10 protein-coding genes are annotated in these 16,567 nt (G+C 56.4%); 2 read left to right on the top strand and 8 right to left on the bottom strand.

Annotated elements, in window-relative coordinates; all coding sequences use genetic code 11:
* Positions 1-4 precede the first annotated feature (4 nt).
* From NB063_RS05225 to NB063_RS05240, 4 genes are all read right to left on the bottom strand, one after another.
* Complete coding sequence (locus NB063_RS05225) at positions 5-2,944, bottom strand: protein kinase domain-containing protein (RefSeq protein WP_250927697.1); 2,940 nt, start codon at positions 2,942-2,944, stop codon at positions 5-7.
* The gene (locus tag NB063_RS05230) at positions 2,931-3,575 is read right to left on the bottom strand and encodes an ECF-type sigma factor (RefSeq protein ID WP_250927698.1); all 645 of its coding nucleotides are present in this window, start codon (positions 3,573-3,575) and stop codon (positions 2,931-2,933) included. Before NB063_RS05230 ends, NB063_RS05225 begins: the two co-directional genes overlap by 14 nt.
* Positions 3,576-3,580: 5 nt before the next feature.
* Positions 3,581-4,603 carry a CAF17-like 4Fe-4S cluster assembly/insertion protein YgfZ gene (gene ygfZ / locus NB063_RS05235; RefSeq protein WP_250927699.1) on the bottom strand — a complete coding sequence of 341 codons (1,023 nt, stop codon included), beginning with the start codon at positions 4,601-4,603 and terminating at the stop codon, positions 3,581-3,583.
* A 141-nt stretch (positions 4,604-4,744) separates the two neighbouring features.
* Entirely contained in the window at positions 4,745-5,983 is a 1,239-nt protein-coding gene (locus tag NB063_RS05240; protein WP_250927700.1) for an LOG family protein, read from the bottom strand.
* A 337-nt stretch (positions 5,984-6,320) separates the two neighbouring features.
* Here NB063_RS05240 and NB063_RS05245 point away from each other — a divergent pair, with 337 nt between their 5' ends.
* Positions 6,321-6,893 (top strand): hypothetical protein, encoded by a 573-nt coding sequence (locus tag NB063_RS05245; RefSeq protein ID WP_250927701.1) that lies wholly within the window; start codon positions 6,321-6,323, stop codon positions 6,891-6,893.
* Entirely contained in the window at positions 6,894-8,858 is a 1,965-nt protein-coding gene (locus tag NB063_RS05250) for a DEAD/DEAH box helicase (protein ID WP_250927702.1), read from the top strand.
* 302 nt (positions 8,859-9,160) lie between these two features.
* Here the strand turns inward: NB063_RS05250 and NB063_RS05255 are convergent, their stop codons facing one another.
* The 4 genes from NB063_RS05255 to rho all read right to left on the bottom strand — a co-directional run bounded on the left by NB063_RS05255 (position 9,161) and on the right by rho (position 16,464).
* Complete coding sequence (locus tag NB063_RS05255; protein WP_250927703.1) at positions 9,161-11,764, bottom strand: glycoside hydrolase family 2 TIM barrel-domain containing protein; 2,604 nt, start codon at positions 11,762-11,764, stop codon at positions 9,161-9,163.
* Between the two features lie 660 nt (positions 11,765-12,424).
* Entirely contained in the window at positions 12,425-14,092 is a 1,668-nt protein-coding gene (locus tag NB063_RS05260) for a DUF1598 domain-containing protein (RefSeq protein WP_250927704.1), read from the bottom strand.
* A gap of 245 nt (positions 14,093-14,337) precedes the next feature.
* The gene (locus tag NB063_RS05265) at positions 14,338-14,736 is read right to left on the bottom strand and encodes a Dabb family protein (RefSeq protein ID WP_250927705.1); all 399 of its coding nucleotides are present in this window, start codon (positions 14,734-14,736) and stop codon (positions 14,338-14,340) included.
* 381 nt (positions 14,737-15,117) lie between these two features.
* The gene (rho, locus tag NB063_RS05270; protein ID WP_250927706.1) at positions 15,118-16,464 is read right to left on the bottom strand and encodes a transcription termination factor Rho; all 1,347 of its coding nucleotides are present in this window, start codon (positions 16,462-16,464) and stop codon (positions 15,118-15,120) included.
* Positions 16,465-16,567 lie beyond the last annotated feature (103 nt).

The following is a 16,567-nucleotide window of genomic DNA, read 5'->3' on the forward strand; positions in this document are numbered from 1 at the left end:
CGGTCTATCCGAACCGCAATACGCTATACGTTTCGGCCGCTTGTTCGAGCAGCGTCATCGAAGTCATCGCCGGATGTTTGCACAAAACCAACGGCAGCATCGGCAACTGAGCCGCGATCAGCCGTGCCAACAACAGATCCGGTGGCTCACGCTCGGCGAGATCATTCCGTCTCAGTTGCAAGATCGCCGCATTGATCGTCGGTCCAAATGGGCCATAGGGCAATTCAGACAAACGCTTTTCGCGGGCGGCGAAATATCCCATGCCACCGATCGTCGGCGACCATTCCAAATCAGAATCCAATTTGGCGGCCTCAATGAAATTACTCGACTGCTCATGGATGTCGATCAACAGTCCGCGTGCGAACCGGTCTTCTTCCATAGCCACGTTGTCTCGGATTAACCCGATCGCCGATTGAATGGCACGATCAGCATTGCCGCGGAACCACTCGGCACGGGCAAGCTCGGTTTTCAAAAATCGCGAGGCCGGGTGCAAACCGGTAGCCCGCCGCATGAACTGCATCCCTTGCGAATCTTCCAACTGAATAATCTTCAGCCAACCCGCCTGATGATGGACCTGCCAATGATTCGGACTCGTTCGCACGAGACTGCGGAGAGTGTCGTCGGCGGTGTCGAAGTCCGCAAGCACCTGGTAATTCAACATCGCGCGTGCCAACAACGCATCGCGATTCCCCGGTGACAGCGCGAGTGCTCGGGAAGATGCCTCTTGGCTGAGTGAAACCAGATCGTTCGCCTGTTCATCGTCCTCGCGTGCGGCAAGACTGATCGCGGTGAGGGCAACACCCGCGTGCGCTTGGGCGTAATTTGAATCAACGGAAAGGGCATGTTGAAAACACCGCAACGCCGTTTTCATGGCCTCGGCGGTGTCGGGATCCGAAAGCGTACGTCCTTTGACAAGGCACGTAAATGCTTCCGGATTACTCAGTTTGCCGTTCTCGTCGTTCTGCGATAGTTCGCGTCCGATCGCAGCGGCGAGTTCCTGGGCGAGTTCAGCCTGTTCGATCAAGTTGTCGCCCGCAGCGGTCGGAATCACCAACCCTTCGATCAGATAGCCCGTCCGCCCCGAGATGATGTCAACGTTCACCGTCATGATTCGCTTGGTACCCGTTGCGTCGAGCCCGATCGGGTCCGGCCCCGCCTGAGTGAGCGAGAAAGTCCCCGTCACCAATGCGTCAACTTCGAGTAACCTCGCCGCTTCGCGAAACTCTTCTGGCTGCGTCGCCGTGATCGGCACGTATTTGGGAACCGTGATTCCATCGATTCGCGAAAGTTCGTTGACGAGCAACCCAGACAACAATTCTCCTTGATCGAGCATGCGATCGGGAGGAACGGCGTCATCGTTCGAAATTGTCGCGGCGCTAGCATTCTGGAACCGCAGCACACCGATCGAACGGATCGCTCGCAACTCTCCCTTCGCCTTTCCGGGTAGCAACGTCGCACCGAGCACGCCACCAGCGACCGCGCCGCCTAATAGTTCGACCAACCGACGTCGGCTGATCACGACGCTTCCATCATGCCTCGCCTCGTTGGCACCGATGAGCGTGGAACCGTCCCGACTTGGGTTACGAAGCCCCGGGCCAGACGACTGTAACGTGTTGAGCACTTCCGCAGCGGAAGGTCTCGCCGACGGATCCTTGGAAAGCATCGAAAGAATAAGATCCGCCAATGCGACGTCGTCGCGGCGACGCGCGGGATCGGCGAGCGGCTGCTTTTCCAGCACCGCGGTAAATCGCTTCGTTGCCGTCTCGCCTGAAAAAGCAGGTCGCCCAAACATCGCTTCAAACAAGACACATCCCAACGAAAACACATCAGCGGCGGGCGTGATGACTCCCCCGCGCGCTTGTTCGGGGGCCATGTATCCAGGGGTTCCCAAGATCATGCCGACACGGGTCGCCGAATCGTTGTCAGAGATTTTGCGGGCGTTCTCAGGCGTCAGGATGGGCGAGAGGCCCGAGTCCTGTTGCCAATTCGTCGACCCCACTCGCGAGAGGCCAAAGTCGAATAACTTCAAACTCGATCCAAAGCCACTTTTCGAGTCGCCGCTGTTGCTCCCGCCCTCGCCATCAGACGTCGACGGCCGCGCGCGATTCATCACCATCACGTTTTCGGGTTTGATGTCACGATGGATCACGCCGCTTGCGTGAGCGACCGCGAGCGCGTCGGCGAGTTGGATGCCCCAATTGCGAATCTGCTGAGTCGTGATCGGCTCGCTCGCGATTCGATCCTTTTGCATCCGGTGCATCAATGTTTCACCACGCAGATGCTCCATCACGACATAAGGCATGCCCTCATAGACGCCGATGTCAAACAATTCCACAATATGCGGGTGGGTCAGTGCAGCGACCGCTTTAGCCTCACGCTGGAATCGCTCGACCAAGACGTGTGATTGTCGATCATGCAACGAGAGCATCTTGATCGCAACACTCCGATCCAATCGTGTATCGGTCGCACGATAAACGATGCCCATCCCGCCACGACCAAGCACGCTGGTCAACAGGTACGGACCGATCGTGTCACCGAGGTTAGGCAGATCATCGGGAGTTTCGTCGGCACCATGTTTGTCGGCTGCCGCTATTCCGATCGCCTCCGTCGGCGCACCATGAACATCACCTGGGGTGGGATGACCATGTTCGGTATCACTCGTTGTGCTACCTGCCCCCGCAGCGATCTTGGCGACGTCCAACTGACCACTCGAAGGCCCACCTTCACGATGTTCTCGCATCAGTTCTTCTAAGATTGCTTCGAGTTCGGTACGAAGCAGCGGCGCGTGCTCGCCGCCATACCGCTCGACGAGTGGAGCGATCTCGGTCTGCACACTTTGGGGGTCGCCCCCGGTGCGTAACACTTCTCGTACGCGAGATTCATACTCAAGACAGATCGCGTCGAGCCGCGCCAGTTCACGAGCAGGTAGATCACTGAGTTTCATCATGCTCCTCCTCCGACTCGCGCTGTTCCGACCACGTCTTGCGAATTAATTGCAATCGACGCTCAACCGCCCGCTTGCTGATGTCCAAGCGCCCGGCGATTTCATCGACCAAATATCCGTCCATTCTCAACACCGCGATCTCTCTCAATTGTGCGTCAGGCAACGCGTCGAGCAATTGTTCACAAGCTTCCGCCAGCTCGGCTCGCACGTCGGGCCGCGCCGCATCATCTCCGCCGCCCATCTGTTCCAACCCGGCCGGCCCCGCATCGCCTCGCGCGTCGAGGAAAACCGATTCTCCTCGAACGTTGCCGCCACCTCTCTTTTGACGTGTCTGGCGGCGTAAATGTGCGTTCACTTTTCGGCTGGTTAGCGTGATTAACAATCCCCACAGGTTATCCGGCCCAGCCAAATCAGGAAACTGATCCCGCCGGACCCCCGCGATGAAACTATGGAACGCTGACAACGCGATGTCCTCCTCATCGCCCGTGCGACGAAGATTTTTGGGTAATCGCGTCCCCGCGAGCCTTACGAGTGGATGGAAGTAACGTTCCCACAGAATGGTCGTTGCCTGCTCGTCACCGTCACGAACCTGGTCAAGCAACTCCGCAAATTTCTCGAACGTGTATTCCATTGCCTTTAATTCTCCACCACTCTCGCCACGAATGTAAGCTCGCCGATTGTTCCGGTCGCTTCCGCTCCGGCATCAAAATGGCTGCGTCGGGCAAAGCCAATCGCTAAGACACGAGGCTGCCCACCATCCTGCGAGTCTATCCTCACGACGCTTGTGAGACGACCGACCGGTTTTTCTCCGCCCGCGAACAACTTGGTGTCCGGCCCTGGTGGAGGGCCATCACCACCCCCCTCGATTGACCAGCTCACCAACTTCTTTTGGACCTGACCAAGGGCATCTAACCGAGCGATCGTTTCCTGGCCGAGGTAACAACCTTTCGTAAAAGAGATGGTTTCCTCCTCGCGGCTGATTTCTTGCGGAAGGTGCGTGTCGTTAAAATCAGTCCCGAACCAAGGGTAGCCAGCCGCCACCCGCAATTCTCGAAATCGATCATTCGCGACATCGCCTGCGAGTTCCGCGAAAGTGGCGTCGGTGGTACCTAACCTCCCGCCCAACGCGTCAGAGATCCCCCGGCTCGATACATCGTCAGCCTTCTCGGTCAGAACCAGCAGGCCGGAAAACGGACTCCCCGTCCCGATCCAAGGCACCCCATATGTCGGAACCGACCGAACCTCTTTCGAATGACCGCCGGAGGAATCACCACGAGGGTGCAGTGAGATTTCCGAACGATAGAGCGGGTGGGTATTCTTCTTGTCCGGGGGTCGGGCGACTCGCGTGTCTTTGGATTGAACGACCAACCAAGCCTGAAATTCTTCGTCGCGTACCTGCGGCACGGCATCTTCGCGGATGGTGTATCGATCCATTTGAGCGGCGATGACCGCTGACTGACCGGCAGCACCGATCAATCGGTAGCCCTCATTGGTTCGGAACACCAACACGTGTCCGATGCATTTGCCTTTGACATTCGTGATGAATGTTTCAACGCCCGGTCCGTTCGCTTCGAGCGATTTGACTTCGTTGGTCGTCAGGTTGTGCAAGATCGCCGCGGCATCTTTGCCGACGAGATCGAGCACGCTGAGGGGAGGCATTCGTAGAATCAAAATATGCGTCTCTCGTTATGGTAATGTTGCGGCCCCGGAATGCCCCTCCCGCCGACCGATCGCTTCGAATCGGCGATCGACGACAACCTGGAGTCCGATGCAGGGGTTGTGACGTCTGTTCTCGCTTCGCTATCGCGAGGACATCAGTGACGTCTGCGTCTCTGCATGACCGTTGATTTGATTGATTAGCATTCGTAACCGTCCGAGTGAGCGACGGTTGAAGTTGAACACCAGCCGGGGATAAGCAGCGAGTTCCTTTTCGCCTGATTCCTCAGGCAACGGACCTCGCTGCTCATAGGTTCCTTTTTTCACGATATCGGCAAAGTCCGTTCGAATCCGTTCAAGCACTTCGTCGCTCAACGGCGCCCGCAGTCGCAGCACCAGCTGATCACGAACGTATCGCATCGAGTGATACACCTTGTAGAAAGTCAGCAACTCATCGACAGCTTCGTCGACCGAATTGGTGATCTTGTACAACGAGATGTCTTCGGGGCTGATCATTCCATTCTGCAGGAGCTGCTTTTGAAAGAACACGCCGAGGTCTTTCCAATAACTGCCCTCGGGATGATCCAGCAGAACGAGCGGGATCATCGTTTGTTTTCCCGTCTGCAACAATGTGAGCGTTTCACACGCCTCATCCAGGGTCCCAAAACCACCCGGCAGACAGACCACTCCGCTGCACTCTTTGACGAACATCAATTTGCGAGTGAAGAAGTACTTCATCGTAACGAGTTTGGGGTCGTTGTCGATGTATTCGTTCGCCCCCTGCTCGAACGGAAGCATGATGTTGAGCCCCATCGAAGCGTCGCGACCGGCGCCTTTGTGGCCCGCTTCCATGATCCCGCCGCCGGCCCCGGTAATGACCATCCAGCCGTGAGCCGCCATCCGCCGACCGAGATCCACGGCGGACTGGTAGTCAGGCTGGTCGGGAGCCGTCCGTGCCGAACCAAAAATCGTGACCTTGCGTCGTCGCCGATAGGGTCGGAACACCTGAAACGCGTATCGCAATTCTCGTAGGGTTCGCGACAGGATCTTGATATCGCCGCGAGCGGTCTCGTCACGTTCGAGTCGCTCGATCGTGTGCCGCATCACCTGAAAAAGATCTTGCGAATTCACTCGTGAAATCGGTTCATCGGCCGGTTGTGGGCGATGCAACTCGTCCTCGCCGATCGCCTCACTGGGCAGCCGCTGAATTTCCTCGCCTGGGTTATTTTTGCGAGGCCGACGTCGTCCTCGCGGTCGAGGTTCGCGGGCGGGCGGTGGTGTGGGCTCAGCAGGGGGTTCGGCAGCGGGCTCTGATGTGGCTTCCAGGGGCTTTTTCGTCGATCCGTCCTGATCAGATGGTGGGGGGGGCTCTGAGCGATTCATCGTTGATCCTTTGTCAAGTTCTAGGCAATCCTGCATTCACGGCGATTCAAACAAAACGCCATTTAGACGACATTTCTCTTTTGGCGCAGATTCTACAGGGATCGCACGACCGGCCACAGCCACACAACCCCAACAGTTAGGAAGCCTAGGAAGCCGGGGTAAGCTGCGGACGCCCGGGGGCCGCGTAATCCATGCAATCAGACGCATCCGAGCGACCCGAGGAAAAGGAACTCGGTAGCTCAAGTTCCACCGAAATGGGTGCCGATGGTGGAGAGAGTGTCGACGAGGAGGGAACCTCGCCGAACACGTTCACCGACTGGGGGGAAGACGACAAGGCATGGGATCAAGCAAGGACGCTGCTGCGGCCACGACCATCGGGTATTTCACGACCGTGGAATCCGAACGCACAGGATGGACCGGCGGGCTGCTGGTTCTCAATGGGGCCGGACGACCGCTCGAGTTTCAGTGCACATTGCCGATTCGGCCCTCGCGAGCCCATGAAATTCTATTCGGCACGACCCTTCGCCATCATCTGATCAGCGAAGTGATCGGCCCCACGCTGCTGCAAAAGTGCCGTACCCCCATCTCGCTGCTGTGCTGCGGGCAAGCCGAAGCGGTCTCTCTGCAGGAAAATCTGCCGCCGTCGGCCGCCACTCTGCCGGGGAACTCCGCGGTTCGTTCCACCGTCGTGGCGATCATCCAACGCGATGATGATAAACGGTCTCGCGAATTGGACGGACATTGCCGCATCGCGCTTGGCAATGCGAATTTGCACGTTGCGATGGAGTGCCTCGAAGACGCCGAAATTGCGATCGCGGGTTTGAACGATATCATCGACACCTTTGAACCGTTCGAACGCATCACTGAAGCGATCCGTGAAGCCCAGAGCCAGATGGCGAGGGCGGCGTGAATGTGGTTTCGATCCAAACCTGAACCAACGAACGGACAGTCTCCGGCAGCACCAACCATCCCGGTTGGCACTCTGCCTCCCGAACAGGCCACCGCTCCGCAGGCACCAACCGGCACCCGGCCGACGTTGACGTGCGAAATCGACGAGATGCTCAGTTGGTCGATCTTTCCTGGCGACACGGTCTCCCTGGAAGGCACGGAGGACTCGGCAGACGTTGATACGTTTCACTTCGGCGGGTTCGAAGTGCAAACGCGATCGCTAGCGTTATCACCCCTGCAAACCACTCGGGTGCCGATCAAACTGCCGAAACTGCGTGCCGCCACCAACGGATTCCTATTTCCCGAAGCCGCGTCATGGATTCCGAAAACGCAAACCGCGACGACCGCTTCGGTTGCCGGCCGGATTGGGTCGGACGATTCCGGTGAGAACCAGTCGGCCAAAAAGCGGACTCGCAAGATCGGCAAGCACGCCCGGATCAAACCGCCCAACGATATCGTCAAGCTGCAAGACCGGCTTTACTATCTCTTGCAACCACCCCTCGACTTGCTCGTCGGCAGCGGACAACTGAACTTCCCGTTCGAACCATTTCCCTACCAACTCGACGGAATCGCGTTCCTGTTTCCAAGGTACGCGTGTGTCCTGGCCGACGAGATGGGACTTGGCAAAACGATGCAGGCAATCAGCACCATGCGAATGCTGTTGTGCAGCGGTGAACTGCGCAACATTTTGCTGGTCTGTCCCAAACCCCTGGTCAGCAATTGGTTGCGCGAATTCGGGGTTTGGGCTCCCGAGATTCCAGTCATGGCGATTGAGGGCAATGCGGCCAAGCGAGAGTTTCAGTGGCGCGCGACCAACGCGCCTGTAAAGGTCGCCAATTATGAATTGCTGATGCGAGACAAAGAGATCGTGCTCGAAAGCGGGTTGCACTTTGATCTCGTTGCGCTCGATGAAGCGCAGCGAATTAAGAACAGCAATAACACGACCAGCGAAATCGTCCGCGCGATCCCACGAACACGTTCGTGGGCGTTAACCGGAACTCCTGTCGAAAACTCACCCGATGACCTCGTGGGCATATTTGACTTCCTTTCGCCCGGTTATCTGACCGCCGGCATGACGTTGCCTCAGATGGCCCGCGCCGCCGGAGACTATATCCTTCGCCGCACCAAAGACATGGTGCTCGAAGACATGCCGCCGAAACTCTTTCGTGACGCTGACATCGACCTAACCCCTGAACAATGGGCACGCTACGAAGCCGCTGAGTCGGACGGGATCATCCACCTCGAAGAACTCGAAGAATCGCTGACGATCCAGCACGTGTTCGAACTCGTGCTACGGCTCAAACAGATCTGCAACTTTGATCCGGTCACCGGATCGAGCGCGAAATTGCAACGTCTCGAAGCTGACATGGAAGAAGTCGCCGCAAGTGGTCACAAAGCGATTCTGTTTAGCCAATGGACCAAGACGATCGAGAAGATGCGTCCGACACTCGAGCGATTTGGCGTGCTGGAATATCACGGAAAAATCCCGCACAAGAAGCGGGAAACCGTCATCGACCAGTTCAAACATGATCCCGATAAACGCATCATCTTGATGAGTTATGGCGCCGGCAGCGTGGGATTGAACTTGCAGTTCTGTCGCTACGTGTTCTTATTCGACCGTTGGTGGAACCCGGCGATCGAAGACCAAGCGATCAACCGAGCCCACCGCATCGGCGCCGCTGGCAGCGTCACGGTGACTCGCATGATGGCCGCCGGCACGATCGAACAACGAATCGCCGCGGTGCTCGATCAAAAACGCGAGATGTTCGAAACCCTCTTCGCCGCCCAAGGCGAACCGGCCAGCACGCAGGACCGAGCCCCCACACCCGCCTCCAACAGTCCGCTAACCCGAACTGGCGGCCTCACCCGAGACGAAATCTTCGGCCTCTTCGACCTCAGAGCCCCCGGCGGCAAAAAAGTCGCATAGGCGTCAGTGAGAAACACGTAGCGAAGGTGAGTTAGGAAAGTGGTGTCAGTGACGGGAATCGGAAACCGACATGGACGCCTCCAATAACACCCACCGTCACCTCTCGCATTAGTTCACTCGGAATCCCGAACGACAGACTACACGCGCGAGAACGCCTGAACTTGCAAACGTTGCCGAAGTGTTGCCCAATCCATGAGCAGATGCAGTACCGAATGGGGCGGCGTGGTGAAGATCGATGTTGGGGTGCGATTGTGGAACGCTGATCGGGCCGACCAATCACTCCAAGATCTGATCAACGGCGACTACAGTTCGGTGGCTCGGCTGACGTTGATCTGGCATTGCACTGGCGGCATGCCATCGGCTGAAGCGGAGAGTACGATCTCACCTGGTTCGCCATTATCCGCGACAATCGCCAGAGCTAGGCCATTGAAGGTCGTGACAACGTTCTGTTGAAAACTCTCATGGCTCATCGGGTCGCCGTTGCCGACCGCGAGCAATCGTCCAGGACCTTCCACATTCAACGTCACCTTGGTCGCCGCTTTCGGAACGAAGTGCCCGTCCGCATCCTGGATGCGAATTGTTACATACGACAATTCGCGTTTGCCAGCAGTCAATTCGGATTGATCGGGCAACACTGACATCGCGTTTGCGTCACCGGCAGTGTGCGTGACCGAGGTACGTACTACTTTGCCGTCCTTGGTCGCAACCGCTTTTAACTCGCCCGGTTGATACGGAACAAGCCATTCCATGTGCATGTCGTTCTCGGCTGTGAAATGTCGACTGCCGAGTGATTCACCATTCAAAAACAATTCAACGCTATCGCAGTTCGTGTAGCACCAGACCGGGATCGTGGTGCCCTCCATCCCCGGCCAAGTCCAATGCGGAAGCAAATGAACCATCGGTTCCACGGTCCACTGGCTCTGGTAAAAGTAGTAGGTGTCTTTCGGAAAATGGCACAAGTCGATGATTCCGAAATTGCCCAGCACGCGAGGCCAACCACCGGATTCACCGATGTAATCAAATCCGGTCCAGCGAAACTCGCCCGCCACGAACGGCAGCGTCTTGCTCAATCGCCACGAGTCGCGGGCGGTAATCCGAACTCCTGCGTTGTCGTAAGAAGATTCATACCGATCATGAGTGTCGGAGAAGGCTTCTGCAGGAGTCAGGTGCGGCGGCTGGCTTTGCTTTTCGCGAAACCGGGACTGTGTTCGGTACTCACCGCGAGTCTGCAGAGTGTGAGGGACTTCCGATGCATAGATAAAACGATTAGGAAATTGCTCGTGATCGGCCTCGTATTGGAAACACGAACGACCACCGCCGTTGTACCCAACCAAGTCCAGCATCTCCGCGAAGCCACTTTCGTTGGCACCGGCAATAAAATTACAACCTGCCGTGACCGGACGAGTCGGATCCAGCTCGTGACAGAGATCACTCATCCGCTTAACCGTCTCGAGTTCACCGTGCTTTTGAGCCTCTGGCAATTCATTACCGATGCTCCACATGATCACAGAGGGGTGATTACGGTCTCGCAACAAATGATCCGTGAGATCTTTTTCCTGCCATTGGTCAATGTACGCGGCATAGCCTTGTTGTGATCGACGACCGCAGACCAGCTTGCCGTCTTCAAATCCCCATCCAAAACGCCACTTATCAAACGTTTCGTTGATGACCAGGAAGCCCAGTTCGTCGCACATCTCCAACAGTTCCGGAGGTGGCGGATTGTGGGCCGTACGAAGCGAATTGCATCCCATTGCTTTCAACATTCGCAAGCGGCGGAGGAGGGCTTCGTCCCAAAGTGCTCCACCCAACGGTCCCAAATCATCGTGGTTGCAGACTCCTTTGAAGAGCATGCTTTTTCCGTTCAGAAAAAATCCCTGGTCAGGGTCAAACCGCATTTCGCGGACGCCAAAGGGGGTCTCGTATCGATCCGCTAAACGGCCTCCAGGCGCCGTGCCACTCGAATCTTCTGCATCAACTAATTCCGTTCGCAGCGTGTAGAGACTTGGCGAATCAGGTGACCACAACTTGGGATTGGGCAATTCGATCGTTTGCGAGAGCACCTGCTCGGCACCACCGTCCAACTTCACGACATCACTGCCAGATGCCACAACGTTACCGTCCGCAGCAATGATCTGCTGTTTGACAATCACGTTCTTAGGCGCGGTATCGCTATTGTTGATCGACGTGTTAACAGCAACCGTTGCCTGCGACGATGTAATCGTTGGCGTGCTCACCTGAGTTCCCCACTGCGGCACGCGCAGATGGTCGGTCGTCGTCAACCAAACGTGGCGATAGACCCCTGTTCCCGTGTACCATCGCGATGACGGTTGTTTAGCGTTGTCGACGCGAACTTCCAAAATGTTCTCGTCATCAGCGGTGAGATACGGCGTCAGATCATAGTGAAAGCTGATATAGCCATACGGACGTTGACCAAGATGATGTCCGTTGATCCAAACGTCGCTGTTCATGTAGACGCCGTCAAAGCAAATCGAAACCGCTTTGTCTTTGGCCCCCTCTGGCAAACGGAATGTCTTGCGGTACCACCCGATTCCGCCAGGAAGATAGCCGCCCGGACCTCCGCTCTTGTTGGACTTGTCAAACGGCCCCTCGATTCCAAAGTCATGCGGTAGATCAATTCCGATCCAGCCTTCCTGATCCAATCGTTGCTCGGCCAAGGAGTCCCCATCCAGTTCGCCATGGTGAAACGACCAGTCCCGATCGAAATTCTGACGCGACCTCGGACTGTCATGCGCCTCAGCGGTACGAACCGCGATGCCCGATCCCGCAATCAGGATCGCCAACAGCAGCCACCACATCGTCGCGGGAGTCCCTGAGATTGTTATCTTTGCGGCAACAAATCTGACCACGAAATTCCACGCACCCGCCACCTTTTGCGGACAAAACATCGCTCTAAACCATCTAAGCAAACTACCCGCTAGAAGGGAGTACTTCTTAGGTGTTTTCACTGACTGATAGGCTGAACGAATCATAAGGCTCATCTCATTGAGTGTTGATTTGTACTTTCCATGCGGCCAAGGACATACAATGCGCACAAACGTCTCTTTAAGGCTTCGCTTAAGCGGAAATCCACCGGTTTCATGGGCCAGAATAAGATCACCAATTCGCCCTATTCGCAAGCGTCGATACCACGTAATCGCATAAGGGAAGCGAGCATAACCTAGGCCTGCTGTTAGAGTTCACGGATGTGTTCGCAGGAGATTGATCGCGTTGTTGCAGCGGCCCAGCGTCACAAAGGTTCCACGCAGGAGGGCACACGCCTCTCAGCGTCTTGGACGATTTGGGCCAAGCGTCATAGAACTTGCACACGTAGTCCTGGCCGCAACGTCCCAACCACGATCGGCTCAACGACCGCCGCGGTTTCCATCACAACAACGGTGGGCAAAGCTGTTTGGCTGAGCCAACGAATGGTCTTTTTAGCGGAACGACGCAAGCCGTCCGGTTCCGCGTCACCGGACGGCTTGCGCCGTTCCGCTACATTTGCAATCCCGTAGTAATTAAATCGATTCCCCCAGAAGCCGATTTACGGGAAAAGAAGCGCTGTCCACTTATTGCTTCGCAATCTGGCCGTTCCACCACCATCGGTTCGTGGGTCGTTGATCACGTAGATTCGCGTAGGCTTTCAATCCGGGATAGTCCATCGTTCGAAGCGGCAGCAGTTCGTCTGAATCGATCTTCACGCCACCGCTGGCCATCAACACCTGATGCTGTTTCTTTCCTTTGCGGTATCGATGCAACACCGCGATCGAATCGACCTGAGTCGGCGGTTGCAACTTCTCAGCTTGGTCAGCGGCAAAATACATCACCGCTCGCTGCAACGTTTCATGATCCGACGTCGCTGCCATCCTCTTCCAAAGCTCGGCGATCGCGGTCGCTGTGTAGACAGACTCTAACGCGCCATAGAGCGGGTATTTGGCACGAATCCCTCCCCAGTTCTGATTGAAATGGTCGACGAAGGCGAGAGAGGCATCATCGATCACTCGATTTCCACGCGCACCATCGAGTTGCGCTCGTTCGTTCTCACCACTCAGGCGAATCGGCGTGCCGGCAATCTGGATGATCTTATCGCCGTCGACATCTGTTGCTCGAAGGTCGATCGCACGTGAGGTGAACCACAATCGCAACAGCAGATCCGTCGGTGGAGTGCCGTCACCGGTCGATGACATCAGCTGTAGATAGTTGCGAACTCGTTCCGGCATCGGTTCGCTCCCCAAAGCCAGACGCTTCATATGCCGGTCGGCTTCCACCATCAAGTAAGCAACTTCATGCGACGGCGTGGTTCCGAAGACGATGATGTTTTGACGCCCAAGAGCCGCTGCGAGTGAGTCCGCAGCGAGCCCCATCGGAACTTCGCCACTCACAATGCGTTGCCCCAACGCGGCCGCCGCTCGCAGTCCATCGGGCGTCGGATCGATCGTGCACCCATATGGGACGCCACTCCGCGCCGCCTGCAATCCGACCGCCATTGAGACCAAACTCATTGGCGGCAGACCGGTAGCGCGATCAACTTCCCAACCATCCACTTCTTCGAATCCGGCAACCGGTCCCGCTAAAATCAAATCATCGCTCGTCACCATGACGAGTGTGACTCGTGACAATCCGGCCATCGCACGAAACGCTTCGAGATCCTCGTCGGCCTGCGGCGATTCGCTCGAAACAAACCCCTCGCCGTCGTTCTGCGATCGATTTTGTTTAAGCAGTGAACGCGTCGCCAACGCCTGCATCATTCGCCGCATCGATACACAACGGGCTTGGGCTGGCAAACGCCAATCATCCTGATTGCCAACATCACGTCCCACATCGGGCCGCGCCGGCGCGAGCATGCCGGCGATCGCGGTAGCGTGATCTGACTTCTTGCCACTGGGCCGCTCGTAATCTTTGAGCAAACCACGAGGATCGACCATGACACCCTGCGGATAAGGAGCCATCGTCCCGACTCCGCCGAGGGCCTCCCACGAGTCAGGCTCCACGGTTTGTTGAATCAACGTCATCAGCGAATCGAAGTCCGCCATCGAACCCCCACCCTGGGCATTGTTACCGCCCGCCTGGTCTTGGCCACCAGCACCAGGATTCGCTCCAGGGAAAACTTCGCCACCGGCTTGTTGCCCACCGAATTGTCCAGAAAACCCAGGCTGTTGAGCATCAACCCATTGCAGGGGCCACAGACATACCGTGGCGAACACCAACATCACCCCACCGGCTGAACTCAAACGCATCACAGCTTCCCCGATTAGCAAAAGAAAAGACGCGGCCCCACCTCGATCGAGAACCCGCGTCTTCGCAATGTATCAGGTCGGTCAGCGCCGGGGAAATTTTTTCGTCCAGCACACTTCCTTTATTACCCAACTCGCTAGAGCATTTCCATTATTGTTGTAGCCACCGTCGCCCGACGGTGGACCACGTTCTGGCGAACGTAGCTACCTTTGAAAACCTACGTCATTTATAGAAACGCTCTAAGTGATTACTGAGCCCAATAGTCGACGACGACGACCTTTTCCATGTGAGGCTTGAGAACTTCAACGAATGCTTTGTGCGCCGGATGGGGGAGGTACTCAGCGCGCCCTGCTTCGTCGGCGAACGAAACGAGAAAGCAATGGGTCAGTCCGTCGTTGAGACCTTCCGGGCTGTTGTTGACGCCGTGCTCGAACTCCACAATCGAATCGATCTTGCCGGGCAGCTTTGCGAACTCGTCAACGACATTTTGGATTTCAGCTTCCGAACTCGATTCTTTGAAACCAAACATCACCACGTGACGCAGGAGCTTGGATTCTGATTTCGCGTCGGAACCAACGGCCGCAACCTGCATGGTAGTGATCGCAACGAGACAGAGGATAACGAACAGGGACAGAGAGGTTTTCACGATCAAGGTTCTCAACCAGAAAGGAGTGAAATGGTTTTGGAGTCCATCCATCCTACCCGCTCGACAATTCAGGAAAACCGAAAACGTCGAAAGAATTTGAATCACTCAAAACGGTGACTCGATGGCGAAGCTGTCACTCATTCAAAGCGCATCGATCGCCAAGCCAATTGCAAACTGAATTGAGAAAGAGTGGGTCGTATTGATCTTGCGCCAACGCGTCGGGTTATTCAACCAACGCATCGCTTCGCAATTAGGAAACTGCGGATGATGAAAACCCAACAGGCGAACCACTCGGCCAGCATGATTTGACGCCAACCCCAACTTGATCCGCCGCGAAAGATTCATCGCGGCATTGATGCGAATATTGACAACGCCTTGAAACTAGGCCAGCTTCGCGCCCGAGATCAGCTTCAAGAAGCCTACGTTGTCATCGAAACGCCCAAGCTGTTTCGTTAACTGTTCCATCGCATCGACCGGGTGCATTTCACTCAGCGTACGACGCAACATCGAAACGGTTTCGTAGGTTTCTTCATCGAGCAACAATTCCTCGCGACGCGTCCCTGATTGCGAGATATCAATCGCGGGATAAACACGGCGATCGGCGAGCCGGCGATCAAGCACGACTTCCATATTCCCGGTTCCTTTGAACTCCTGGAAGATCGCTTCGTCCATCCGACTGTTCGTATCCACCAGACAAGTACCCACAATCGTGAGTGAACCGCCTTCTTGGAACGCCCGCGCGGTCGCAAACAGTTTCTTGGGAACATCCATCGCGCGGATATCCAATCCGCCGGTGCCGGTAGCACCACCACGTCCGGACTTACCGACCCATTTGTTAAACGCGCGAGCAAGTCGAGTGATCGAATCGAGCATCAAGAACACATCTTGCCCCGATTCGGCCAAACGCTTCGCACGGTCGATCGCAAGTTGGCTCAAACGCACGTGGCTTTCCACGTCCATGTCCAAACTACTTGCAATCACTTCGCCATTGACAATGCTGCGCCGCATGTCGGTGACCTCTTCAGGTCGCTCATCGATCAGCAACACCATCAACTTAACGTCGGGGTGATTTTGCGAGATGCCCTCGGCGATGTGCTGGAGCATGATCGTCTTTCCACTGCGCGGTGGTGCAACGATGAGTGCACGTTGACCGCGGCCGAGCGGAGCGAGCAAATCGATGACGCGATTGGTCAGCGGAAGTTTGCCCTTTTCGAGTTTAAGAAACTCTTCCGGATTGATCGCTGTGAGATCATCAAACAGCGGCATCTCGGGGTACTTTTCAGGCGGCTGCCCGTCGACGTCGAGGATCTCTCGAACGCGAGGACCTTGCTGCCGTTTGGCTTGCTGCACCATCGTGTGCAACATCACGCCTTGGCGGAGTCCGAACTTTTCAACCATCGTGCCGGGCACGAATGGGTCCGTTCGCTCGCGGGTGTAGTTGTTCGTGGGGCTTCGCAGGAAACCGTACCCGTTGGGGTGCATTTCCAAGATGCCGGCCCACTCTTCGAGCGGAGCGTCACTGACGAAGTCGGCTGGTTCTCCGTTGGCACCGCCATTTTGCGATCCGCCTCCGCCACCTCCTCCGCCGCCACCGCGACGCCGCCGGCGGGTCCGAGGCTTACCGCCTCCGCCATTGTTGTTATTGTTGGAGCCTTCTCCGCTACCTGCGGAACCATTCTGAGAGCCGAAACCACCTCGGCCGCGTGATGAACGCTTCTTTTTTGCCATCTTTTAATCCAGGTAAACCTGTCTCGGTGTTTTCACGAGGAAAACGTTTGTGGTGAATTCGAAAAAGCAACCACTCGGTCGTGACATCGTCTCCGAACGGAAA

The organism is Aporhodopirellula aestuarii (assembly GCF_023701485.1).
In the GTDB taxonomy this organism is placed as follows: domain Bacteria; phylum Planctomycetota; class Planctomycetia; order Pirellulales; family Pirellulaceae; genus Rhodopirellula; species Rhodopirellula aestuarii.

Excerpts from the sequence above, each read along its gene's own strand:
- NB063_RS05255 (WP_250927703.1), bottom strand. The coding sequence starts at position 11,764 with ATGTTTTGTCCGCAAAAGGTGGCGGGTGCGTGGAATTTCGTGGTCAGA.
- NB063_RS05260 (WP_250927704.1), bottom strand. The coding sequence starts at position 14,092 with ATGCGTTTGAGTTCAGCCGGTGGGGTGATGTTGGTGTTCGCCACGGTA.
- NB063_RS05250 (WP_250927702.1), top strand. The coding sequence starts at position 6,894 with ATGTGGTTTCGATCCAAACCTGAACCAACGAACGGACAGTCTCCGGCA.
- NB063_RS05230 (WP_250927698.1), bottom strand. The coding sequence starts at position 3,575 with ATGGAATACACGTTCGAGAAATTTGCGGAGTTGCTTGACCAGGTTCGT.
- NB063_RS05225 (WP_250927697.1), bottom strand. The coding sequence starts at position 2,944 with ATGAAACTCAGTGATCTACCTGCTCGTGAACTGGCGCGGCTCGACGCG.
- NB063_RS05240 (WP_250927700.1), bottom strand. The coding sequence starts at position 5,983 with ATGAATCGCTCAGAGCCCCCCCCACCATCTGATCAGGACGGATCGACG.
- rho (WP_250927706.1), bottom strand. The coding sequence starts at position 16,464 with ATGGCAAAAAAGAAGCGTTCATCACGCGGCCGAGGTGGTTTCGGCTCT.
- ygfZ (WP_250927699.1), bottom strand. The coding sequence starts at position 4,603 with ATGCCTCCCCTCAGCGTGCTCGATCTCGTCGGCAAAGATGCCGCGGCG.
- NB063_RS05245 (WP_250927701.1), top strand. The coding sequence starts at position 6,321 with ATGGGATCAAGCAAGGACGCTGCTGCGGCCACGACCATCGGGTATTTC.